Origin of the sequence: Phenylobacterium sp. VNQ135 (assembly GCF_049445735.1) — a bacterium.
Lineage (GTDB): Bacteria > Pseudomonadota > Alphaproteobacteria > Caulobacterales > Caulobacteraceae > Phenylobacterium.
In genome coordinates, this window is sequence record NZ_JBMSDS010000003.1 from 278,025 (window position 1) to 301,898 (window position 23,874).

Annotated in this window: 21 protein-coding genes; 20 read left to right on the forward strand and 1 reads right to left on the reverse strand. The window is 67.0% G+C overall.

Features of this window, described 5'->3' with window-relative positions; all coding sequences use genetic code 11:
- The first annotated feature begins 249 nt into the window (after positions 1-249).
- The 4 genes from rpoB (at position 250) to ACO2Q0_RS12520 (ending at position 10,291) form a co-directional block, all read left to right on the forward strand.
- Positions 250-4,320, forward strand: a complete 4,071-nt coding sequence (gene rpoB, locus ACO2Q0_RS12505) for a DNA-directed RNA polymerase subunit beta (protein ID WP_423351848.1) — start codon at positions 250-252, stop codon at positions 4,318-4,320.
- A 104-nt stretch (positions 4,321-4,424) separates the two neighbouring features.
- Positions 4,425-8,615: a DNA-directed RNA polymerase subunit beta' gene (rpoC, locus tag ACO2Q0_RS12510; protein WP_423351849.1), complete on the forward strand. Its 4,191-nt coding sequence runs from the start codon at positions 4,425-4,427 to the stop codon at positions 8,613-8,615.
- A 130-nt stretch (positions 8,616-8,745) separates the two neighbouring features.
- Positions 8,746-9,075, forward strand: a complete 330-nt coding sequence (locus ACO2Q0_RS12515; protein WP_423351850.1) for a zf-TFIIB domain-containing protein — start codon at positions 8,746-8,748, stop codon at positions 9,073-9,075.
- 112 nt (positions 9,076-9,187) lie between these two features.
- Positions 9,188-10,291 carry a ferritin-like domain-containing protein gene (locus tag ACO2Q0_RS12520; RefSeq protein WP_423351851.1) on the forward strand — a complete coding sequence of 368 codons (1,104 nt, stop codon included), beginning with the start codon at positions 9,188-9,190 and terminating at the stop codon, positions 10,289-10,291.
- On the opposite strand, the gene ACO2Q0_RS12525 is transcribed toward ACO2Q0_RS12520, so the two are convergent.
- Complete coding sequence (locus ACO2Q0_RS12525; protein WP_423351852.1) at positions 10,292-10,963, reverse strand: hypothetical protein; 672 nt, start codon at positions 10,961-10,963, stop codon at positions 10,292-10,294.
- A 184-nt stretch (positions 10,964-11,147) separates the two neighbouring features.
- Between ACO2Q0_RS12525 and ACO2Q0_RS12530 the strand changes: the two genes are divergently transcribed.
- From ACO2Q0_RS12530 to rpmC, 16 genes are all read left to right on the forward strand, one after another.
- On the forward strand, positions 11,148-13,124 hold the full coding sequence (locus ACO2Q0_RS12530; RefSeq protein WP_423351853.1) for an alpha/beta hydrolase family protein: 1,977 nt from the start codon (positions 11,148-11,150) through the stop codon (positions 13,122-13,124).
- A 230-nt stretch (positions 13,125-13,354) separates the two neighbouring features.
- A complete protein-coding gene (gene rpsL / locus ACO2Q0_RS12535) occupies positions 13,355-13,726 on the forward strand; it encodes a 30S ribosomal protein S12 (RefSeq protein ID WP_257837985.1) in 372 nt (123 codons plus the stop codon).
- Positions 13,727-13,737: 11 nt separating this feature from the next.
- Positions 13,738-14,211 carry a 30S ribosomal protein S7 gene (gene rpsG, locus ACO2Q0_RS12540; protein WP_257837986.1) on the forward strand — a complete coding sequence of 158 codons (474 nt, stop codon included), beginning with the start codon at positions 13,738-13,740 and terminating at the stop codon, positions 14,209-14,211.
- Between the two features lie 101 nt (positions 14,212-14,312).
- Positions 14,313-16,391: an elongation factor G gene (gene fusA, locus ACO2Q0_RS12545; RefSeq protein WP_423351854.1), complete on the forward strand. Its 2,079-nt coding sequence runs from the start codon at positions 14,313-14,315 to the stop codon at positions 16,389-16,391.
- 49 nt (positions 16,392-16,440) lie between these two features.
- A complete protein-coding gene (gene tuf / locus ACO2Q0_RS12550; RefSeq protein ID WP_423351834.1) occupies positions 16,441-17,631 on the forward strand; it encodes an elongation factor Tu in 1,191 nt (396 codons plus the stop codon).
- 147 nt (positions 17,632-17,778) lie between these two features.
- Positions 17,779-18,609 (forward strand): GIN domain-containing protein, encoded by an 831-nt coding sequence (locus ACO2Q0_RS12555; protein ID WP_423351855.1) that lies wholly within the window; start codon positions 17,779-17,781, stop codon positions 18,607-18,609.
- A gap of 315 nt (positions 18,610-18,924) precedes the next feature.
- Entirely contained in the window at positions 18,925-19,233 is a 309-nt protein-coding gene (gene rpsJ, locus ACO2Q0_RS12560) for a 30S ribosomal protein S10 (RefSeq protein WP_012521787.1), read from the forward strand.
- 13 nt (positions 19,234-19,246) lie between these two features.
- Positions 19,247-20,026, forward strand: coding sequence for a 50S ribosomal protein L3 (rplC, locus tag ACO2Q0_RS12565; protein WP_423351856.1), 780 nt, complete (start codon positions 19,247-19,249; stop codon positions 20,024-20,026).
- Positions 20,026-20,664 (forward strand): 50S ribosomal protein L4, encoded by a 639-nt coding sequence (rplD, locus tag ACO2Q0_RS12570; RefSeq protein WP_423351857.1) that lies wholly within the window; start codon positions 20,026-20,028, stop codon positions 20,662-20,664. Before rplC ends, rplD begins: the two co-directional genes overlap by 1 nt.
- On the forward strand, positions 20,664-20,966 hold the full coding sequence (locus ACO2Q0_RS12575; RefSeq protein ID WP_423351858.1) for a 50S ribosomal protein L23: 303 nt from the start codon (positions 20,664-20,666) through the stop codon (positions 20,964-20,966). Before rplD ends, ACO2Q0_RS12575 begins: the two co-directional genes overlap by 1 nt.
- A 4-nt stretch (positions 20,967-20,970) precedes the next feature.
- The gene (rplB, locus tag ACO2Q0_RS12580) at positions 20,971-21,807 is read left to right on the forward strand and encodes a 50S ribosomal protein L2 (RefSeq protein ID WP_423351859.1); all 837 of its coding nucleotides are present in this window, start codon (positions 20,971-20,973) and stop codon (positions 21,805-21,807) included.
- A gap of 3 nt (positions 21,808-21,810) precedes the next feature.
- Positions 21,811-22,089, forward strand: a complete 279-nt coding sequence (rpsS, locus tag ACO2Q0_RS12585) for a 30S ribosomal protein S19 (RefSeq protein WP_257837993.1) — start codon at positions 21,811-21,813, stop codon at positions 22,087-22,089.
- 1 nt (position 22,090) lies between these two features.
- Entirely contained in the window at positions 22,091-22,471 is a 381-nt protein-coding gene (rplV, locus tag ACO2Q0_RS12590; protein WP_257837994.1) for a 50S ribosomal protein L22, read from the forward strand.
- Positions 22,471-23,229 carry a 30S ribosomal protein S3 gene (gene rpsC, locus ACO2Q0_RS12595; RefSeq protein ID WP_309091950.1) on the forward strand — a complete coding sequence of 253 codons (759 nt, stop codon included), beginning with the start codon at positions 22,471-22,473 and terminating at the stop codon, positions 23,227-23,229. Before rplV ends, rpsC begins: the two co-directional genes overlap by 1 nt.
- Positions 23,230-23,240: 11 nt before the next feature.
- Entirely contained in the window at positions 23,241-23,669 is a 429-nt protein-coding gene (rplP, locus tag ACO2Q0_RS12600; protein WP_423351860.1) for a 50S ribosomal protein L16, read from the forward strand.
- On the forward strand, positions 23,669-23,863 hold the full coding sequence (gene rpmC / locus ACO2Q0_RS12605) for a 50S ribosomal protein L29 (protein WP_423351861.1): 195 nt from the start codon (positions 23,669-23,671) through the stop codon (positions 23,861-23,863). Before rplP ends, rpmC begins: the two co-directional genes overlap by 1 nt.
- Positions 23,864-23,874: the final 11 nt, after the last annotated feature.

Here is a 23,874-nt window from a genome sequence, read left to right on the forward strand (position 1 = left end):
CACAAGCGGCCCGAAAGGGCTTACTTCCGCCCGTTCGCGAACAATCCCGATTCCGTCTTCTGCCGACGCGGCTTTTTCGCGCGTGATGTCCCGAGGCATGGTCCGCCGCCCTCCGACCATGCGAAGGGGCGCCCCTGACGATACAGGGGTTTCCAGCGTCCGGCTTCCCGTCCGGGAAGTTCGAGGGTGGACGCAGGATGAAAAGCTCGACGGCAGGACTCCGTTCCGCGCCGTTCTCAAGGGATCAAAATGGCGCAGTCCTTCACCGGTAAGAAGCGGATCCGGAAGTCTTTCGGCCGCATCCCCGAAGCCGTGCAGATGCCGAACCTGATCGAGGTTCAGCGTTCGTCCTACGAACAGTTCCTGCAGCGCGAGGTCCGTCCGGGCGAGCGCCGGGACGAGGGCATCGAGGCGGTCTTCAAGTCGGTCTTCCCGATCAAGGACTTCAACGAGCGCGCGGTGCTCGAGTACGTCTCCTACGAGTTCGAGGAGCCGAAGTACGACGTCGAGGAATGCGTCCAGCGCGACATGACCTATGCCGCGCCGCTGAAGGTGAAGCTGCGCCTGATCGTCTTCGAAACGGACGAAGAGACCGGCGCCCGCTCCGTGAAGGACATCAAGGAGCAGGACGTCTACATGGGCGACATCCCGCTCATGACGGAGAAGGGCACCTTCATCGTCAACGGGACCCAGCGCGTCATCGTCTCCCAGATGCACCGCTCGCCGGGCGTCTTCTTCGACCACGACAAGGGCAAGACCCACGCTTCGGGCAAGCTGCTCTTCGCCGCCCGCGTGATCCCTTACCGCGGCTCGTGGCTCGACTTCGAATTCGACGCCAAGGACATCGTCTACGTCCGTATCGACCGCCGCCGTAAGCTGCCGGCCTCGACCTTCCTGATGGCGCTGGGCATGGACGGGGAGGAGATCCTCTCCACGTTCTACGACACCGTGCCCTACGAGAAGAAGGGCGACGGCTGGGCCACGCCGTACAAGGCCGAGCGCTGGCGCGGCGTTAAGCCGGAGTTCCCGCTGGTCGACGCCGACACCGGCGAGGAGATCGCGCCGGCCGGCACCAAGATCTCGGCTCGGAACGCCAAGAAGTTCGCCGACGCCGGCCTGAAGACCCTGCTGCTCGCGCCCGAGGCGCTGGCGGGCCGCTACCTGGCCAAGGACCTCGTCAACTACGAGACGGGCGAAATCTACGCCGAAGCCGGCGACGAGCTGGACGCCACGCTGCTGGCGTCGCTGGAAGAGCAGGGCTTCACCACGCTCGACGTGCTCGACATCGACGAGGTCACGGTCGGCGCCTACATGCGCAACACCCTTCGCGTGGACAAGAACACCGCCCGCGAGGACGCGCTGTTCGACATCTATCGCGTGATGCGCCCAGGCGAGCCGCCGACGGTCGAAGCCGCCGAGGCGATGTTCAAGAGCCTGTTCTTCGACAGCGAGCGCTACGACCTCTCCTCGGTCGGCCGCGTGAAGATGAACATGCGTCTCGAGCTGGACTGCCCCGATGACGTCCGCATCCTGCGCAAGGACGACGTGATCGCCGTGCTGCTCACCCTGGTGGGCCTGCGCGACGGCCGCGGCGAGATCGACGACATCGACAACCTGGGCAACCGCCGGGTGCGTTCGGTGGGCGAGCTGCTGGAGAACCAGTACCGCGTCGGCCTGCTGCGCATGGAGCGCGCGATCAAGGAGCGCATGAGCAGCGTCGATATCGACACGGTCATGCCGCACGACCTGATCAACGCCAAGCCGGCGGCCGCGGCCGTGCGGGAGTTCTTCGGCTCCTCGCAGCTGTCGCAGTTCATGGACCAGACGAACCCGCTGTCCGAGATCACCCACAAGCGCCGCCTCTCGGCGCTGGGCCCGGGCGGCCTGACCCGCGAACGCGCGGGCTTCGAGGTCCGCGACGTGCACCCGACCCACTACGGCCGGATCTGCCCGATCGAGACGCCGGAAGGCCCGAACATCGGCCTGATCAACTCGCTGGCCACTCACGCGGTGGTCAACAAGTACGGCTTCATCGAGAGCCCGTACCGCCGCATCCGTGACGGCAAGATCACCGACGAGGTGGTCTACATGTCGGCCATGGAAGAGGCGAAGCACGTCATCGCCCAGGCGAACATCAAGCTGGACGGCGGCGAGATCGTCGAGGACCTCGTCCCCGGCCGGATCAACGGCGAACCCTCGCTGCTGCCCCGGGCCGACGTCGACCTGATGGACGTGTCGCCGAAGCAGGTCGTCTCGGTGGCCGCCTCGCTGATCCCGTTCCTGGAAAACGACGACGCCAACCGCGCCCTGATGGGCTCGAACATGCAGAAGCAGGCCGTGCCGCTCATCGAGTCCGATGCGCCGCTGGTCGGCACCGGCATGGAGAGCGTGGTGGCGGTGGACTCCGGCGCCGTGGTCGTCGCCCGCCGCACCGGCGTGGTCGAGCAGATCGACGGCACCCGGATCGTCATCCACGCGACGGAAGAGACCGACCCCTCGAAGCCGGGCGTCGACATCTACCGCCTGCAGAAGTTCCAGCGCTCGAACACCTCGACCTGCATCAACCAGCGTCCGCTGGTGCGCGTGGGCGACGCGGTGAAGGCCGGCGACGTGATCGCCGACGGCCCCTCGACCGAGCTGGGCGAACTGGCGCTGGGCCGCAACGCCCTCGTCGCGTTCATGCCCTGGAACGGCTACAACTTCGAAGACTCGATCCTGATCTCCGAGCGGATCGTGCGCGATGACGTCTTCACCTCGATCCACATCGAGGAGTTCGAGGTCATGGCCCGCGACACCAAGCTGGGTCCGGAAGAGATCACCCGCGACATCCCGAACGTCGGCGAGGAAGCGCTCCGCAACCTCGACGAAGCGGGCATCGTGGCGATCGGCGCCGAGGTCCAGCCGGGCGACATCCTGGTCGGCAAGGTCACGCCGAAGGGCGAAAGCCCGATGACGCCGGAAGAGAAGCTGCTGCGCGCCATCTTCGGCGAAAAGGCGTCCGACGTCCGCGACACCTCCCTGCGTCTGCCCCCGGGCGTCGCCGGCACGATCGTGGAAGTCCGCGTCTTCAACCGTCACGGCGTCGACAAGGACGAGCGCGCGCTGGCCATCGAACGGGCCGAGATCGACCGCCTGGGCAAGGACCGCGACGACGAGTTCGCGATCCTGAACCGCAACTTCCAGGGCCGTCTGCGCCAGCTGCTGGTGGGCAAGAACGCCGTCTCGGGTCCGAAGGGCCTGGGCCGCGGCGAGATCACCACCGAGAAGCTGGAAGAGATCGCGCCCGGCCTGTGGTCGCAGATCGCCCTCGACGACGAGAAGGCGATGGGCGAGCTGGAGGCCCTGCGCAAGCAGTTCGACGACGCCCGCAAGCGTCTCGACCGGCGCTTCGAGGACAAGGTCGACAAGCTGCAGCGCGGCGACGAGCTGCCGCCCGGCGTGATGAAGATGGTCAAGGTGTTCGTGGCGGTGAAGCGCAAGCTGCAGCCGGGCGACAAGATGGCCGGCCGTCACGGCAACAAGGGCGTCATCTCCAAGATCCTGCCGATCGAGGACATGCCGTACCTGGAAGACGGCACCTCGGTGGACATCGTGCTGAACCCGCTGGGCGTGCCCTCGCGGATGAACGTCGGCCAGATCTTCGAGACCCACCTGGGTTGGGCCGCCGCCGGCCTCGGCAAGCAGGTCCAGTGCCTGCTCGAGGATTGGCAGCACGGCGGCCAGAAGCAGGCCCTGATCGACCATCTGCGCGACGTCTACGGCCCCGATGAGGAGCTGCCGGAAACGGAAGAGGAGCTGGTCGAGCTGGCCCGGAACCTGTCGAAGGGCATCCCGTTCGCCACTCCGGTCTTCGACGGCGCCCACATCGACGACATCGAGAACCTGCTGGAGAAGGCGGGCCTCGACCGGTCGGGTCAGTCGTACCTGTACGACGGCCAGTCCGGCGAGCGGTTCAAGCGTCCGGTCACGGTCGGCTACATCTACATGCTGAAGCTGCACCACCTGGTCGACGACAAGATCCACGCCCGGTCGATCGGTCCGTACAGCCTCGTCACCCAGCAGCCGCTGGGCGGTAAGGCCCAGTTCGGCGGTCAGCGCTTCGGGGAAATGGAAGTGTGGGCCCTGGAAGCCTACGGCGCCGCCTACACCCTGCAGGAAATGCTGACGGTGAAGTCGGACGACGTGGCCGGCCGGACGAAGGTCTACGAGTCCATCGTCCGCGGCGATGACACCTTCGAAGCCGGCATCCCGGAAAGCTTCAACGTGCTGGTCAAGGAGATGCGCTCCCTGGGCCTCAACGTGGAGCTGGAGAACAGCTGACGGGACCCTACATGCCCTCCTTCGCAGCGATGCGGAGGAGGGCGGTCCGCCCACCCGTCCTGCTTTGAAATTTTCGCGGGCCCCGTCCCGCAGAAGGAACCGAGATGAACCAGGAAGTCCTGAACATCTTCAATCCGGTCCAGGCCGCTCCGACCTTCGACCAGATCCGTATCGCGCTGGCCTCGCCGGAAAAGATCCGCTCGTGGTCGTTCGGCGAGATCAAGAAGCCCGAGACCATCAACTACCGTACGTTCAAGCCGGAACGTGACGGCCTGTTCTGCGCCCGCATCTTCGGGCCGACGAAGGACTACGAGTGCCTTTGCGGCAAGTACAAGCGGATGAAGTACAAGGGCATCATCTGCGAGAAGTGCGGGGTCGAAGTGACCCTGGCGCGCGTCCGCCGCGAGCGGATGGGCCACATCGAGCTGGCCTCGCCGGTCGCCCACATCTGGTTCCTGAAGTCGCTGCCGAGCCGCATCGCCCTGATGCTGGACATGGCGCTGAAGGACGTCGAGCGCGTCCTCTACTTCGAGAACTACATCGTCACCGAGCCGGGCCTGACGCCGCTGAAGCTGCACCAGCTCCTGTCGGAAGACGACTACCTGCGCTTCCAGGAAGAGTTCGGCGACGACAGCTTCACCGCCGAGATCGGCGCCGAGGCGGTCCAGGGCCTGCTGCGCGGCATCGACCTCGAGAAGGAGGCCGAGAAGCTTCGCGAGGAGCTGCAGACGACGACGTCCGAGATGAAGCTGAAGAAGGCGTCCAAGCGCCTGAAGCTCATCGAGAACTTCACCGAGAGCAACAACAAGCCCGAGTGGATGGTCCTGACGGTGATCCCCGTGATCCCGCCGGAACTGCGCCCGCTGGTGCCGCTGGACGGCGGCCGCTTCGCGACCTCGGACCTGAACGACCTGTACCGCCGGGTCATCAACCGGAACAACCGCCTGAAGCGCCTCATCGAGCTGCGCGCGCCGGACATCATCATCCGCAACGAAAAGCGGATGCTGCAGGAAGCCGTCGACGCCCTGTTCGACAACGGCCGCCGCGGCCGCGTGATCACGGGCGCCAACAAGCGTCCGCTGAAGTCGCTGGCCGACATGCTGAAGGGCAAGCAGGGTCGCTTCCGCCAGAACCTGCTGGGCAAGCGCGTGGACTACTCGGGCCGTTCGGTCATCGTGGTGGGTCCCGAGCTGAAGCTGCACGAGTGCGGCCTGCCCAAGAAGATGGCGCTCGAGCTGTTCAAGCCGTTCATCTATGCGCGCCTGGACGCCAAGGGCCTGTCGGGCACCGTCAAGCAGTCCAAGCGCATGGTGGAGCGTGAGCAGCCGGCCGTTTGGGACATCCTGGACGAGGTGATCCGCGAGCACCCCGTGCTTCTGAACCGCGCGCCGACCCTGCACCGCCTGGGCATCCAGGCGTTCGAGCCCAAGCTGATCGAAGGCAAGGCGATCCAGCTTCACCCGCTGGTCTGCGCCGCCTTCAACGCCGACTTCGACGGCGACCAGATGGCCGTCCACGTGCCGCTCTCGCTGGAAGCCCAGCTTGAAGCGCGCGTGCTGATGATGAGCACGAACAACATCCTGTCGCCCGCCAACGGCCGGCCGATCATCGTGCCGTCGCAGGACATCGTGCTGGGCCTGTACTACCTGTCGCTGGTCAAGGACGGCGAGCCCGGCGAGGGCAAGGCGTTCGCGAGCCTGGGCGAGATCGAGGCCGCGCTCGACGCCGGCGTCGTGTCGCTGCACTCGAAGATCCGCTGCCGCTATACCGAGATGGACGCCGAAGGGACGCTCGTGACCAAGGTCATCGAGACCAGCCCCGGCCGGATGAAGATCGCCGCGCTGTTCCCGCAGCACCCGGCGGTCGGCCATCGCCTTCTGGAGAAGAACCTCACCAAGAAGGAAATCGGCAACCTGATCGACACCGTCTATCGGCACTGCGGTCAGAAGGCGACGGTCATCTTCGCCGACCAGATCATGGGCCTGGGCTTCCGCGAGGCGGCCAAGGCGGGGATCTCCTTCGGCAAGGACGACATCGTCATCCCGGCCCGCAAGGCCCCGATCGTCGAAGAGACCCGCAAGCTCGTGGAAGAGTACGAGCAGCAGTACGCCGACGGCCTGATCACCAAGGGCGAGAAGTACAACAAGGTCGTCGACGCCTGGGCCAAGGCCACGGATCGCGTCGCCGACGAGATGATGGCCGAGGTGAGCTCGGCCCCGGTGGGCGCCGACGGCCGCCAGGGCGAGATCAACTCGATCTTCATGATGAGCAACTCGGGCGCCCGCGGTTCGCAGGCCCAGATGAAGCAGCTCGGCGGGATGCGCGGCCTGATGGCCAAGCCTTCCGGCGAGATCATCGAGACGCCCATCATCTCGAACTTCAAGGAAGGCCTGACCGTCCAGGAGTACTTCAACTCCACCCACGGCGCCCGTAAGGGCCTGGCCGACACGGCGCTGAAGACGGCGAACTCGGGCTACCTGACCCGCCGTCTCGTCGACGTGGCGCAGGACTGCATCATCACCGAGGAAGACTGCGGCACCACGCGCGGCATCACGCTGCGCGCCGTGGTCGAGGGCGGCGACGTGCTGGTCTCGCTGGGTCAGCGCATCCTGGGCCGTTTCGCGGCCGAGGACGTGAAGGATCCGGGCAGCAACGACGTCATCGTTCCCGCCGACACCTATCTCGACGAGAACATGATCGAGCTGGTGGAAAGCGCCGGCGTCCAGTCGGTGAAGGTCCGCTCGGTCCTGACCTGCGAGACCAAGACCGGCGTCTGCGGCGCCTGCTACGGCCGCGACCTGGCGCGCGGCACGCCGGTGAACATCGGCGAGGCGGTGGGCGTCATCGCCGCCCAGTCGATCGGCGAGCCCGGCACCCAGCTGACGATGCGGACCTTCCACATCGGCGGCACCGCCCAGGTGGCCGAGCAGTCGTTCTACGAGAGCGCCAACGAAGGCGTGGCCCGCATCACCGGCAACACCGTGACGGCTCCGGACGGCGCGCTCATCTCGATGAGCCGCAACCTGCAGCTGACGGTGCAGGTCGATGGCAAGGACCGCGAGGCGTACAAGGTGCCCTACGGCGCCCGCCTGCGGGTGAAGGAAGGCGACAAGGTCAAGCGCGGTCAGCGCCTGGCCGAATGGGACCCCTACACCACCCCGATCATCACCGAAGTCGGCGGCAAGGTCCGCTTCGAGGACCTCGTCGAGAACTTCTCGTTCCGCGAGGAGGCCGACGAGGCGACCGGCATCTCGAACCGCGTGGTCATCGACTGGCGCGCCAGCTCCAAGGGTTCGGACCTGCGTCCGGCCATGGCGGTGCTCGCCGAGGACGGCTCGTACAAGCGGATCTCGAACGGCGGTGAAGCCCGCTACCTGCTGCCCGTGGGCGCCATTCTCTCCGTCGGCGACGGCGACGAGGTGAAGCCCGGCGAGGTGATGGCCCGTATCCCGACGGAAAGCGCCAAGACCCGCGACATCACCGGCGGTCTGCCGCGGGTGGCGGAGCTGTTCGAAGCGCGTCGTCCGAAGGACTGCGCGGTGATCGCCGAGATGGACGGCCGGGTCGAGTTCGGCCGGGACTACAAGAACAAGCGCCGGATCAAGATCACGCCGGAAGACGGCGGCGATGCGGTCGAGTTCCTGATCCCGAAGGGCAAGCACATCGCCGTCCACGACGGCGACGTGATCCGCAAGGGCGAGTACCTGATCGACGGCAACCCGGATCCGCACGACATCCTGCGCATCCAGGGCATCGAGGCGCTGGCCGACTTCCTGGTCAACGAGATCCAGGAGGTCTACCGACTGCAGGGCGTGCCGATCAACGACAAGCACATCGAGACGATCGTCCGTCAGATGCTGCAGAAGGTCGAGATCCTCGAGCCGGGCGACACCGGCCTGCTCAAGGGCGACCACCTCGACAAGCTCGAGGTGGAGGAAGAGAGCGCCAAGGCGGAAGCCCGCGGCGGTCGTCCGGCCCTGACGCAGCCCGTGCTGCTCGGCATCACCAAGGCTTCGCTGCAGACCCGCAGCTTCATCTCCGCGGCCTCGTTCCAGGAGACGACGCGGGTGCTCACCGAAGCCGCGGTCCAGGGCAAGATCGACACCCTGGAAGGCCTGAAGGAGAACGTGATCGTGGGCCGCCTCATCCCGGCGGGCACGGGCTCGTACCTGCGCAACCTGCAGCGCATCGCCGCCAAGCGCGACGAGGCGCTCACCCAGAGCCGCGAAGAGGCGATGGAGCCGCTGCCGGTGGAAATCGCCGACGCCGCGGTGGGCGAGCAGGTGGAGTCCTAAGGGCTCTCTCCAGTAGCCTGAGCGTAACGAGCGGCCCGGGAGCGATCCCGGGCCGTTTCGTCTTGCGGGCTTGGCTTCAGCGTCCGAGCGCCTAGATCAGGGGCGTAGACGACAAAGAGGAGATCGCCCGGTGCCCCTGCTGCTTTGCCCGAACGACAATACGTCGATGCAGAACGTGAACCGGGGAGGGGTGGAGATCGACATCTGCCCGACCTGCCGCGGCGTGTGGCTGGACCGGGGCGAACTGGAGAAGCTGCTGGAGGGGACGCGCCAGGAGCACACCCACCAGGCCGAGGATCGCCAGCGGTTCGACCGCGAGATCCAGGACTTCCATCGCAATCCGGACGAATGGAAGAAGCGGCATCCCTACGACAGCCAGCACGGCCGTTACCGGTACGACGACCAGTACCACTACAAGAAGAAAAAGAAGGGCTTCGACATCTTCGACATCTTCGACTGACGTCCGTTCCGGAGGCTTGTCGCCAAGCGCGGCCGTTTGATCTGGATCAAAGATGACGCCGGCGTCATTTTTATAGTGCTCCCAGGCCGGAAGGGCCGACAGGGAGGACGATATGCTGCAGGTTCAGGTCGTGAAGGGACCGCCTAACGAGGTCCAGTATTTCGACGAGGACGATCTCGCCCATCGGCTCACCGACCGCGATGTCGAGGTGATCCGCGAGATCTTCCGCACGCCCCTGACGGGTTCGTACAACTGGGACTACGAGGCCGCGAACTCGCGGATCCGGCGGCTGTACGAGCTGGGCAAGCGGTTCAACTGGAACTCCGAGCTCGACGTGGACTGGGCGCTGGAGATGCCGGCGCCGACCGGTCGGCCGCCCGAGCCGGAGGGGTTCTGCGACCATCCGAAGTGGCGCGCCCTGACGCCCGAGCAGAAGGGCGACTTCATGCGCCGCACCACGGCGCAGACGCTGTCGCAGTTCCTGCATGGCGAGCAGGGCGCGCTGATGGTGGCCTCGCAGCTGGTGAGCTGCGCCCCCACGCACGACGCCAAGCTGTACGCGGCCTCGCAGACCTTCGACGAGGCGCGGCACGTAGAGGTGTTCCACCGTTACCTGATGGAGCGGTGCCACATGATCTACCCGATCAACCCGAACCTGAAGTTCCTGCTGGACAAGGTCCTGACCGACGAACGTTGGGACCTGAAGTTCATCGGCATGCAGATCCTCATCGAGGGGCTGGCGCTGGCCGCCTTCCAGACCATCCACGAGACGACTCCGGACCCGTTGCTCAAGCAGGTCGTCGGCCTGGTGATGCGCGACGAGGGCCGCCACGTGGCCTTCGGCGTCAACTACCTGGAGGACTGGATCCGTTCGCTCCCGCAGGCCGAGATCGAGGAGCGCGCCCAGTTCGCCTACGAGGCCTGCGTGGTGATGAAGAACAGGCTGATCTCCACGACCGTGGCGGAGGAGTTCGGCTTCACGCACGAGGAGGCGCTGGAGATCAACGCGCGGACCCAGGGCGGGCAGGCGTTCCGCAGGTTCCTCTTCGAGCGGATGATCCCCAACCTGAAACGGGTCGGCCTGCTCACCGAGGCCGTCCGGCCGAAGTTCGAGGAACTGGGCGTCCTCGAATTCGAGACCCTGCAGCACGACGGGATGATCGACTGGGCGGTGCTGGAGGCGCCTCTGGAGATGAAGGCGCGGGTGGCCGCCTGATCAGAAGGGGACCTTGAGCGTTGAGCGGTCGTTGCCGAGCGAGGCCCCGAGATCCTCGGCGCCCTGTCCCATGCCCTTCAGGTGCGGCGTGCCGCCCGGCGGGCTGCGCTGGGTGTCCCAGGGGATCGCCTCGTTCGGATTGCGCGGCTGTGAGCCCGGCATGCCGCGCTTGTAGCGGAAGTCGGCTTCGCGGCGCGCTGCGGCGCGGTCGAGGTCGCGGCTCTTGCCGCGATCGATGCCGAGGCCGGTGAAGGGCGCGTCGCGTCCCCCGCGGGCGAGCTGCTGGTCGCACTTCTCGCGCTCCTCGCGGCTGAGGCTCGCCGGATTGGCGCAGCCGACGAGGCCGCGCAGGGCCTGGCGCGCGTTCTGCGCCACGGGGTCGGGCGCGACGGCCTGGGCCGGGCGAGGCGTCTCCGGCCTGGGCTGCGCCTGCGGTTCGGGCGTCACGAGGGGGGCTACCGGCAACGCCGCCGGCGCATGCCGCAGGGCCCGGCGGTGCAGGCGGATCGGGGCAGGGGGGCCGCCGGCATGCGCGGGCGGCACCCGCGGCAGGATCAGCACCGGGATGATCGGCTCGGGCGGGCCCGAGCGGATGGGGGGAGCGACCAGCTTGGGGACATGCACCGCCAGCGCCGTCAGGACGACGGCGTGTGCGACCACCGAGATCGCCACGGCTCTGTAGGTTCGGCCCCGTCCAGCCGCCAAATGGCGCTCCAAGCAATGGTCAAGCTTCGCCGTGAAGCGTAGCGCGACCGGCGAGGCTATTTCATGGCGGCTCGGCCGCCGGTTGTCTGCCCCCCGCCTTGCAGAGGCTCGGCGCGCCACCTAGGGTGGTTCCGGTTCTGGGGGGAACTCGATGTATCGCAAGCTTACCGCCGTGGCGCTGGCCGCGAGCGTTCATGGTGCGGCCCTGGCGCAGGGCGCGCCCGGCGTCTCGGCGTTCGCGCGGCTTCCGGCCGTCGTCGAGGCCGAGATCTCGCCGAACGGGCAGGGCATCGCGATCCTGGGCGGGGGACCCGCCGATCGCACCATCAGCTTCATGGTCATCGACCAGCCCAACGTGAACGCGCTACGGCTGGGGGACGTGGAGACCGTGTCCATCGACTGGGCCGGCGACAACTACGCCATCGCCCGGATCGCCGTCTGGGAGAAGGTCGGCCCGCGCAACGACTACCGCTTCGAGCGCAACGTGGCCGTGAAGCCGGACGGCAAGGTGGCCTCCTACCTGCTGATGTCGGACGGCCTGTCGCAGTACCTGGTCAGCCAGCCGGTGGTGGGCGTGGTCACCGAGCCCAAGCCGCAGGTGATCGTCCGCGGCCTGACGCTGGCGGCCAAGCCGGAAGGCGACATCAACACCCGCTTCGCCCGCAAGGGCGGCGACGGCAATCCGCTCATCGCCGCACTGTTCACGGTCGACCCCTCCACAGGCCGCGGACGCCAGATCGAGAAGGGCGACTTCGACACCGAGGGCTGGGACGTCGACCTGAAGGGCGAGGCCCGGGTGATGCTGTCGGTCGACGAACTGAACGGACGCGTGAGCATCCGTGGACGGCCGAAGGGCTCCCGGACCTGGGCGCTGCTGCGCATCGAGGGGCCGAACGAGCCCGTGTTCGCCTACCTGGGCTATTCCGATCCCGAGGACGCCGCCTACATCCGGATCGACACGCCGCAGGGCGGACAGATCATGCGCTACAGGCTGGCCGGCGGGGCGCCGGAGCCGGTGGGCGCGCCCGTGGCCGACGCCAACACCTGGCTCGTCTGGGACAGCCAGCGGGCGACGCCGATCGGCGTCGCCCGCAGCGGCAAGCCGGTCGAGTGGAGCGACCAGGACTTCGCCGCGGCGTCCGCCACCCTGACGCGGGCGTTCAAGGGCAAGACGGTGAGCATCGTCTCCTGGTCGAAGGACCGGACGCGGATGCTGGCCCAGGTGGAGGGCATGGATACGCCGCCGACCTGGTATCTTTTCGACCGCCCCCGCAAGGAGATCTCGCCCATCGGCGAGGCGTATCCGGAGCTGGCGGGCGCGAAGCTCGGACGGACGACCTTCCTCAGCTACAAGGCGCGCGACGGGCTGGAGATCCCGGCCTACTTCACGCTGCCGCCCGGCGCGCCGGAGAGCGGGGCCAAGGCGCCGCTGGTGGTCCTGCCGCACGGCGGGCCCTCGGCGCGGGACGACGACAGCTTCGACTACCTCACGCATTTCCTGGCCAGCCGCGGCTATGCGGTGCTGCGGCCGCAGTACCGCGGCTCGGCGGGCTTCGGCGCGGCCTTCGAGAAGGCGGGGAACGGGGAGTGGGGCGGCAAGATGCAGACCGACCTGCTCGACGGCGTGGCCGCCATGGCCGCCGGCGGCGCGGTCGATCCCGCCCGGGTCTGCATCGTGGGCCACAGCTTCGGCGGTTATGCCGCACTCTCGGGAGCGGTCTTCCATCCGGAGGCGTATCGCTGCGCCGCCTCGATCGCCGGCGTCTCCGACCTGGGCCTGCTCATCGGGGCGCACGGCAGCGACTACGGACGGACGTCGAAGTCCTTCCGGGCGCTGCGTCAGCAGATCGCCGGCGCGACGCCGGACAAGATCGAGGCCATCTCGCCGCTGAAGAACGCCGCCAGGGCCGGCGCGCCCGTCCTGCTGCTCCACGGCGACCAGGACACCATCGTCGATCCGCTGCACTCGACGAAGATGTCGGAGGCGCTGACGAAGGCCGGCAAGCCGGTGGAGTATGTGGCGCTGGCGGGGGAGAACCACTATCTCACCAAGACCGCGTCGCGGACCCGGATTCTGGAGGCGCTGGACGCCTTCCTGGCCCGCAACCTGCCCGTCGCGCGCCCCTGAGGGCTCGCCCCTCGGAGTCGCGTTGACGGGAAGGCCGCTTACGACTATGTAGCGCGCTCTTTCGAGGCCGGGAGTCGTATCCCAGTCCGATGAGCTCATCCCGCCGGAACACTCACCAGGGCGTCCCGGCGAGTTTTTGCGTTCAGCGGGCCGGCCTCGAACCAAACGACAACGAAGACCCCAACCGAGGCGCCCCGGCCAAACGGCACACGCCTCCCAAGCGAGATTAGATGCCGACAGTCAACCAGCTCATCCGCAAGCCTCGCCAGTCGAAGCCCGCGCGGAACAAGGTCCCCGCCCTGAAGGGCTGCCCGCAGCGCCGCGGCGTCTGCACCCGGGTGTACACCACGACCCCGAAGAAGCCGAACTCGGCTCTGCGTAAGGTCGCCAAGGTGCGCCTGACCACCGGCATCGAAGCGGTGTGCTACATCCCCGGCGAAGGCCACAACCTGCAGGAACACTCGGTGGTCCTGATCCGTGGCGGCCGCGTGAAGGACCTTCCGGGCGTGCGCTACCACATCCTGCGCGGCGTGCTCGACACCCAAGGGGTCAAGGACCGCAAGCAGCGCCGTTCGCTCTACGGCGCCAAGCGTCCGAAGTAAGGATTTAAGAGATGTCCCGTCGCCGTCGCGCAGACAAACGTGAAGTCCTCCCGGATCCGAAGTTCGGGGACCTCGTCGTCACCAAGTTCATGAACTACGTGATGTACGAAGGTAAGAAGGCCGTGGCCGAGAACATCGTCTACGGCGCCTTCGACATCCTGGAGGCCCGCCGCAAGGACCAGGGCCCGCTGGAAACCTTCCACGCCGCCCTGGACAACGTGGCCCCGGCCATCGAAGTCCGTTCGCGTCGGGTCGGCGGCGCCACCTACCAGGTGCCGGTCGAAGTCCGTCCGGAGCGCCGTCGCGCCCTGGCCATCCGCTGGCTGGTGAACGCCGCCCGTTCGCGTGGCGAGAACACCATGACGGAAAAGCTGGCCGGCGAGCTGCTGGACGCCTCTTCGAACCGCGGCTCCGCGGTGAAGAAGCGTGAAGACACCCACAAGATGGCCGAAGCCAACCGGGCCTTCTCGCACTACCGCTGGTAAGCGCCCGTCATAGTGAGCTTTCCGGCGCGGGCGGTTTGAGATAAACCGCCCGCGCCGTTCGTTCAGCCTCCCCCGAAATACCTTTTTGCAGAGCTTCCGCTATGCCCCGCACCCACAAGATCGAAGATTACCGCAACTTCGGGATCATGGCCCACATCGACGCGGGCAAGACCACCACGACCGAGCGGATCCTCTACTACACCGGCAAGAGCCATAAGATCGGCGAAGTCCATGACGGCGCGGCCACCATGGACTGGATGGAACAGGAGCAGGAGCGCGGCATCACGATCACGTCGGCCGCGACGACCGCTTTCTGGAACGGCAAGCGCCTGAACATCATCGACACCCCCGGCCACGTGGACTTCACCATCGAGGTGGAGCGTTCCCTGCGCGTCCTCGACGGCGCCGTGACCGTGCTGGACGGCAACGCCGGCGTCGAACCGCAGACCGAGACCGTCTGGCGCCAGGCCGACAAGTACAAGGTTCCGCGGATCGTCTTCGTCAACAAGATGGACAAGCTGGGCGCCGACTTCGACAAGTCGGTGGAGAGCATCCGCGACCGCCTGGGCGCGAAGGCCGTTCCGATCCAGCTGCCGATTGGTTCGGAATCGGCCCTGAAGGGCATCGTCGACCTCGTCCGCATGAAGGCGGTGGTCTGGGACAACGACGGCCTCGGCGCGAAGTACGAGGACCAGGAGATCCCGGCCGACCTCAAGGCGAAGGCCGAGGAAGCCCGCAACTACATGATCGAGAGCGCCGTCGAGATGGACGACGAGGCCATGGAGGCCTACCTCTCGGGCGAGGAACCCTCGGAAGAGGTGATCAAGAAGTGCATCCGTAAGGCTGTGCTGACCGGCGCCTTCTACCCGATCCTCTGCGGCTCGGCGTTCAAGAACAAGGGCGTGCAGCCGCTGCTGGACGCCGTCGTGGACTACCTGCCGTCGCCGGTGGACATCCCGCCGACCAAGGGCATCGACTTCCGCACGGAAGAAGAAGTGGAGCGTCGCGCCTCGGACGACGAGCCGCTGTCGGTCCTGGCGTTCAAGATCATGGACGACCCCTTCGTGGGCTCGCTGACCTTCTGCCGCATCTACTCGGGCAAGCTCGAGACCGGCATGGGCCTGATGAACTCCACGCGCGACAAGAAGGAGCGCGTCGGCCGCATGCTGCTGATGCACTCGAACAACCGCGAGGACATCAAGGAAGCCTACGCCGGCGACATCGTCGCCCTGGCCGGCCTGAAGGAAACCCGCACGGGCGACACCCTGTGCGACCCGAACAAGTCGCCGGTGATCCTGGAGCGCATGGAGTTCCCGGCGCCGGTGATCGAGATCGCCGTCGAGCCCAAGTCGAAGGCCGACCAGGAGAAGCTGGGCGTCGCCCTGGCGAAACTGGCCGCCGAGGACCCGTCCTTCACCGTCTCGACCGACCACGAGTCGGGCCAGACGATCCTGAAGGGCATGGGCGAGCTGCACCTCGACATCAAGATCGACATCCTGAAGCGCACCTATAAGGTCGAGGCCAACATCGGCGCGCCGCAGGTGGCCTACCGCGAGAGCATCTCGCGCCGGGCCGAGATCGACTACACGCACAAGAAGCAGACCGGCGGCACGGGCCAGTTCGCCCGCGTGAAGCTGGTGTTCGAGCCGGGCGAGCCGGGTTCGGGCTTCATCTTCGAGAGCGCGATCGTCGGCGGCGCGGTGCCGAAGGAATACGTGCCCGGCGTCCAGAAGGGCCTGGAGTCGGCGAAGGAAAACGGCCTGCTGGCCGGCTTCCCGCTGATCGACTTCAAGGCGACCCTGGTCGACGGCGCCTTCCACGACGTCGACTCGTCGGTCCTGGCGTTCGAAATCGCCTCGCGCGCGGCCTTCAAGGAACTGCGCGAGAAGGCGGCTCCGAAGCTGCTCGAGCCGATCATGTCGGTGGAAGTGGTGACGCCCGAGGAATACCTGGGCTCGGTCATCGGCGACCTGAACGGGCGCCGGGGTCAGATCCAGGGCCAGGACATGCGCGGCAACGCCACGGTGATCAACGCCTACGTGCCGCTGGCGAACATGTTCGGCTACGTGAACAACCTGCGCGGCATGTCGCAAGGCCGCGCCCAGTTCACCATGCAGTTCAGCCACTACGACACGGTGCCGCAAGTCGTCGCCGAAGAAGTCATCAAGAAGTACGCCTGATTTCCAACCCTAGCTGAGAGGACAAGCCCGGACAGGGCTGGAGCTTGAAATGGCCAAAGAGAAGTTCGAACGTAACAAGCCGCACTGCAACATCGGCACGATTGGTCACGTCGACCACGGCAAGACGACGCTGACGGCGGCGATCACGATCACGCTGGCGAAGTCGGGTGGTGCGACGGCGAAGAACTACGCCGACATCGACGCGGCGCCGGAAGAGAAGGCGCGCGGGATCACGATCAACACGGCGCACGTGGAGTACGAGACGAGCAACCGTCACTACGCCCACGTCGACTGCCCCGGCCACGCCGACTACGTGAAGAACATGATCACGGGCGCGGCGCAGATGGACGGCGCGATCCTGGTGGTTTCGGCGGCCGACGGCCCGATGCCGCAGACGCGCGAGCACATCCTGCTGGCCCGTCAGGTGGGCGTGCCGGCGCTGGTGGTGTTCATGAACAAGGTCGACATGGTCGACGACGCCGAGCTGCTGGACCTGGTCGAGATGGAAGTGCGCGAGCTGCTGAGCTCGTATCAGTTCCCGGGCGACGACATCCCGGTGGTGAAGGGCTCGGCCCTGGCGGCGGTGGAAGGCCGTGATCCGGAGATCGGCGAGAACGCGATCCTGGAGCTGATGGCGGCGGTCGACGCCTACATCCCGCAGCCGGAGCGTCCGATCGACCAGCCGTTCCTGATGCCGGTGGAAGACGTGTTCTCGATCTCGGGCCGCGGCACGGTGGTGACGGGCCGGATCGAGAAGGGCATCGTGAAGGTCGGCGACGAAGTCGAGATCGTCGGCATCCGCGACGTGCAGAAGACGACCTGCACGGGCGTCGAGATGTTCCGCAAGCTGCTGGACCAAGGCCAGGCGGGCGACAACGTGGGCGTGCTGCTGCGCGGCACCAAGCGTGAGGACGTCGAGCGCGGCCAGGTGCTGTGCAAGCCGGGCTCGATCACGCCGCACACCGAGTTCGTGGCCGAGGCCTACATCCTGACGAAGGAAGAAGGCGGCCGTCACACCCCGTTCTTCACGAACTACCGTCCGCAGTTCTACTTCCGCACGACGGACGTGACGGGGATCATCAAGCTGAAGGAAGGCGTGGAGATGATCATGCCCGGCGACAACGCCGAGCTGAACGTCGAGCTGATCACGCCGATCGCCATGGACCAGGGCCTGCGCTTCGCCATCCGCGAAGGCGGCCGGACTGTCGGCGCCGGCGTCGTGGCCAAGATCATCAAGTAAGCCACGCGCTCACAGCGTAGAGACCACGAAAGGCCGTCGGGGAAACCCGGCGGCCTTTTCTCTTACAAGCGCGTCATGACCTCGATTTAAGCTGATCGCGGCGCGCCGCCGGACTAGCGTCCTGTCACAAGGTTACGGGAGACGGCGATGCGCTTTTCGATTGCTCTGACGACGGCTGCGGCCGCGATCTCGCTGGCCGGGGCGGCGAACGCCGCGTCGGTCGAGGTGAAGGACGCGGTGGCCCGGGTGACGGTGATCCCGGAGAACCGCGGCGACATCAAGGTCGAGATCATCCAGCCGAACGCCCGGCTGCCGCTGCAGGTGCGCTCGATGGGCGACCGGGTGATCGTCGACGGCGACCTCGATCGCCGGATCCGCAACTGCCGCGGCTCGGGCGAGAACCGCAGCGTCGACGTCCGCGGCGTCGGCGACATCGGCTGGCGCGACATCCCGCAGGTGGTGATCCGCACGCCGCGCGACGCCCGCGTCGAGGCGGGCGGGGCGGTGTTCGGCGCGGTCGGCCGCTCGGCCAGCCTGACGCTCACCAACGCGGGCTGCGGCGACTGGACCGTCGCCAATGTGGAAGGCGAGATGAAGATCCGCCAGGCCGGCTCGGGCGACACCCGCACGGGCTCCGCAGGCTCGGCCTCGATCCGTGTCGCGGGCTCGGGCGCCATCGCGACGGCCGACATCCGCGGCGGCCTGGACGTGGACATCGCAGGCTCGGGGGACGTCACCGCCAAGTCGGTGCAGGGCCCGCTGGACGTCAACATCGCCGGCTCGGGCGACGTGAGCGTCGCGGGCGGCCGCGCCACGACGATGAAGGCCTCGATCGCCGGCTCGGGCGACATCGACTTCCGCGGTACGACCGGCAGCCTGAAGGCGCGTATCGCCGGCTCGGGCGACATCCGCGCCCGCGAAGTGAAGGGCGAGGTGTCGAAGTCCATCATGGGCTCGGGCGCCGTCACCATCGGCTAGTCGGTCGCACCCGAAAGGGCGCGCCGACCCCGTCGGCGGCCCTTGACGGGGACGAGTCGCGTAGGTATTTACGCGCCTCCTGTTGGACCGGCTGTGTGCTTCGAAGGGATTTGAAGCGCAGACGCGGTTCGCGGAACGAACCTGGGACAGTGCTTAAAAGCTAGCGTTTCGGGATGGGGCCCTCGCTTCCGCGTGGGCCTAAGTCGTTTGTGCGGACTTTCGCGTACGGGCTCTCATTCGAGGGTTCGGGCTGGTCTTTGAAATGGTCGAGATCACGCGGGCGGGCCGCCGTCTGTAGGGAATGATAAGAGCGATATGGATCGTCAGAACATCCGCATTCGGCTCAAAGCCTTCGATCACCGCGTGCTGGATCATTCCACCCGCGAGATCGTGAACACCGCGAAGCGGACCGGCGCCACCGTGCGCGGCCCGATTCCGCTGCCGACGCGCATTGAGAAATTCACCGTCAACCGCTCGCCGCACATCGACAAGAAGTCGCGCGAGCAGTTCGAAATCCGCACGCACAAGCGCGTGCTCGACATCGTCGACCCCACCCCGCAGACCGTGGACGCGCTGATGAAGCTCGACCTGTCCGCCGGCGTGGACGTCGAGATCAAGCTCTAAGGGGATCGGTCCGATGCGTACCGGCGTGATCGCCAAGAAGCTGGGCATGGCGCGCTTCTTCGACGAAGCGGGCGTCCATGTGCCCGTGACGGTCCTCAGCCTCGAAGGCTGCCAGGTCGTCGCCCACCGCACCGCTGACAAGGACGGCTATGTCGCCCTGCAGCTCGGCGCGGGTTCCAAGAAGCCCAAGAACACCTCCAAGGGTCTGCGCGGTCACTTCGCGAAGGGCCAGGTGGAGCCGAAGGCCAAGGTGGCCGAGTTCCGGGTGTCGGAAGACAACCTCATCGACGTGGGCGCGGAGATCACCGCCGACCACTTCGTGCCGGGCCAGAAGATCGACATCACCGGCGTCACCGTCGGTAAGGGCTTCGCCGGCGCGATGAAGCGCTGGAACTTCGGCGGCCTGCGGGCCACCCACGGCGTGTCCGTGTCGCACCGTTCGCACGGTTCGACCGGTAACCGCCAGGATCCGGGCCGCACCTTCCCGGGCAAGAAGATGGCCGGCCACTACGGCCAGGAAACCGTCACCACCCTCAACCTCACCGTCTGGCGCGTGGACGCCGAGCGCGGCCTCATCCTGGTCAAGGGCTCCGTCCCGGGCTCGGAAGGCTCGTTCGTGAAGATCCGCGACGCGGTGAAGAGCCCGCTGCCGGCCGAAGCGCCGAAGCCGGGCGCGTTCCGCGGCGCTGGCGCTCCGACCCCGGTCGAAGCCGCCGCCGAGGAAGCGCCGGCCCAGGACGCCACGACCGAAGCGCCGGCCGCCGAGGCGACTGAAGCTGGGGATCAAGCGTAATGAAACTCGACGTCATCAAGCTGGACGGCGGGAAGGGCGGCTCGATCGAGCTGGCCGACGACATCTTCGGCATCGAAGAGATCCGCGGCGACATCCTGCAGCGCGTCGTCACCTGGCAGCTCGCCAAGCGCCGCGCCGGGACCCACAAGATTCAGGTCCGCAACGAGGTCTCCCGCACCTCGAAGAAGATGTACAAGCAGAAGGGCACCGGCGGCGCCCGTCACGGTTCGCGCCGTGCGGCTCAGTTCGTCGGCGGCGCCAAGGCCCACGGTCCCGTGGTCCGCAGCCACGCCTTCGACCTGCCCAAGAAGGTCCGCGCCCTGGCCCTGCGCCATGCGCTGTCCTCGAAGGCCAAGGATGGTGCGCTGATCGTCCTGGACTCGGCTGTGCTGCCGGAAGCCAAGACCGCCGCGCTGCGCGAGCAGCTGGGCAAGATCGGCGTGACCAATGCGCTGGTGATCGCCGGCGCCCAGGTCGACAACAACCTGAAGCTCGCCGCCCGGAACATCCCGAACGTGGACGTGCTGCCGAATGCCGGCCTGAACGTCTACGACGTGCTGCGTCGCCGCACCTTGGTCCTGACCAAGGAGGCGGTCGAAGCGATCCAGGCGCGTTTCCAGCCTGAGGAGGCCGCGTGATGGCCGTCGAGCCCACCGCCCGCCACTACGACACCATCCTGTCGCCGATCATCACGGAAAAGGCCACGCTGCTCTCCGAGCAGAACAAGGTCGTCTTCCGGGTCGCCGGGGATGCGTCCAAGGACGAGATCGCCGCTGCGGTCGAGGCGCTGTTCAAGGTCAACGTGACCAAGGTCAACACCCTCAACGTGAAGGGCAAGACCAAGCGCTTCCGCGGCATCGTCGGCCGTCGTTCCGACGTCAAGAAAGCGATCGTGACCCTGGCCGAAGGCCAGTCGATCGACATCACCACGGGGCTCTGATCCGATGGCTCTGAAGCAATTCAATCCGACCTCGCCGGGTCGCCGCCAGCTGGTGCTGGTGGACAAGTCCGAGCTCCACAAGGGCCGGCCGGAAAAGACGCTCGTGGAAGGCCTGACGAAGTCGGGCGGCCGCGGCGGCAACGGCCGCATCGCCGTCCGCTTCCGCGGCGGCGGCGCGAAGCGCCTGTACCGCGTGATCGACTTCAAGCGCCGCAAGTTCGACGTGCCCGCCACGGTCGAGCGCCTGGAGTACGACCCGAACCGTTCGGCCTTCATCGCCCTGGTGAAGTACGAAGACGGCGAGCTGGCCTACATCCTGGCCCCGCAACGCCTGAAGGCCGGCGACCAGGTCGTGGCCTCGGAAAAGGCGGACGTGAAGCCGGGTAACGCCATGCCGCTGCGCGGCATGCCGATCGGCACGATCATCCACAACGTCGAGCTGAAGCCGATGAAGGGCGGGCAGATCGCCCGTTCGGCCGGCGCCTACGCCCAGCTGGTCGGCCGTGACGCCGGCTACGCCCAGATCCGCCTGAACTCGGGCGAGCTGCGCATGGTGCAGGACAGCTGCATGGCCACCGTCGGCGCCGTGTCGAACCCGGACCACATGAACGAGAGCCTCGGCAAGGCCGGCCGCTCGCGTCACAAGGGCCGTCGTCCGCACGTCCGCGGCGTCGCCATGAACCCGATCGACCACCCGCACGGCGGCGGTGAAGGCCGCACCTCGGGCGGCCGTCACCCGGTCACCCCGTGGGGCCAACCCACGAAGGGCCGGAAGACCCGCAAGAACAAGGCGACGGACAAGTTCATCATCCGCTCGCGCCACGCTCGGAAGGCTCGCTAACCGATGACCCGCTCCGTCTGGAAAGGCCCGTTCGTCGACGGGTACCTGCTCAAGAAGGCCGAGGCCGCGCAGTCCTCGGGCCGCAAGGACGTGATCAAGACCTGGTCGCGCCGCTCGACCATCATGCCCCAGTTCGTGGGCCTGACGTTCGGCGTGCACAACGGCCAGAAGCACGTCCCGGTGCTGGTGTCGGAAGACATGGTCGGCATGAAGTTCGGCGAGTTCGCGCCGACGCGCTTCTTCCCCGGCCACGCCGCCGACAAGAAGGCCAAGAGGAAGTAAGATGGCCAAGCAAGCTAAAGCCCGCCGGCTGACCGGCGCCGAGGCGATGGCCAAGGTGCGGACCCTCCGCACCAGCCCGCGCAAGCTGAACCTGGTGGCCCAGTCGATCCGCGGCCTCAAGGTGCAGCGCGCCCTCAACGAGCTGGAGTTCAGCCCCAAGCGCATCGCCAACGATGTGCGCAAGGCGCTCTACTCGGCCATCTCGAACGCCGAGAACAACCACAACCTCGACATCGACAACCTGGTCGTCGCCGAGGCCTTCGTGGGCAAGAACCTGATCATGAAGCGCTTCCACGCCCGTGCGCGCGGTCGCGCCTCGCGCATCGAGAAGCCGTTCAGCGAGATCACCATCGTGGTCCGCGAGCAAGGTGAGGCCGCCTAATGGGTCAGAAGATCAATCCCGTCGGGCTGCGCCTCGGCATCAACCGCACCTGGGACAGCCGCTGGTTCGCCGACGGCCCCGAGTACGGCCGCCTGCTGCACGAAGACATCAAGGTCCGTCGCGCGCTGAAGAAGCGCCTGTACCAGGCCGGCGTGTCGCGGATCATCATCGAACGTCCGCACAAGAAGTGCCGCATCACCATCTATGCCGCGCGCCCCGGCGTGATCATCGGCAAGAAGGGCGCGGACATCGACAAGCTGCGCAAGGACATCGCGGCGATGACGGACGGCGAGGTTCACCTGAACATCGTCGAGATCCGCAAGCCCGAGACCGACGCCCAGCTGGTCGCCGAGAACATCGCCCAGCAGCTCGAGCGCCGCGTGGCCTTCCGCCGCGCCATGAAGCGTTCGATGCAGTCGGCGATGCGCCTGGGCGCCAAGGGCGTCCGGATCAACGTCTCGGGCCGCCTCGGCGGCGCCGAAATCGCCCGCATGGAGTGGTACCGCGAAGGTCGTGTGCCGCTGCACACCCTGCGCGCCGACGTGGACTACGGCTTCACCGAGGCCAAGACCACCTACGGCGTGATCGGCGTGAAGGTGTGGGTGTTCAAGGGCGAAGTGCTCGAGCACGACCCGATGGCTCTCGACAAGCGCCTGGCCGGCGAAAGCGGCCCGGCCGGCGAGGGCGGCGGACGTGAGCGTGGCGACCGTCCGGATCGTGGCCCCCGTCGCGATCGCCGTGAATCGGCGAACGCCTAAGGACCTGAACCATGCTGTCTCCGAAGAAGACCAAGTATCGTAAGCAGTTCAAGGGCCGCATCCACGGCACGGCCAAGGGCGGGTTCACGCTGAACTTCGGCTCCTACGGCCTGAAGTCGCTGGAACCCGAGCGCGTCACCGCGCGGCAGATCGAGGCGGCCCGCCGCGCGATCACCCGCCAGATGAAGCGTCAGGGTCGGGTGTGGATCCGGGTGTTCCCCGACGTGCCGGTGACCGGCAAGCCGGCGGAAGTCCGGATGGGTTCGGGCAAGGGGGCCGTCGATTACTGGGCCGCCCGCGTCCACCCTGGCCGCATCATGTTCGAAATCGACGGCGTGCCGGATGACGTCGCCCGCGAAGCCCTGCGCCTCGGCGCGGCCAAGCTTCCGGTCAAGACGCGCATCGTCACCCGCATCGACGCCGCCGTGGAGCACGCGTGATGAAGATCGACGAAGTTCGCGGCCTGACGGCCGACCAGCTGAACGAGCAGCTCGTGTCCCTGAAGAAGGAGCAGTTCAACCTGCGCTTCCAGAAGGCCACGGGTCAGCTCGAGAAGACCCATCGCGTGAACGAGCTGCGCAAGGACATTGCGCGGATCCAGACCGTTCTGCGCGGCAAGCAGGCCCAGGCCTGAGGAGACTGACG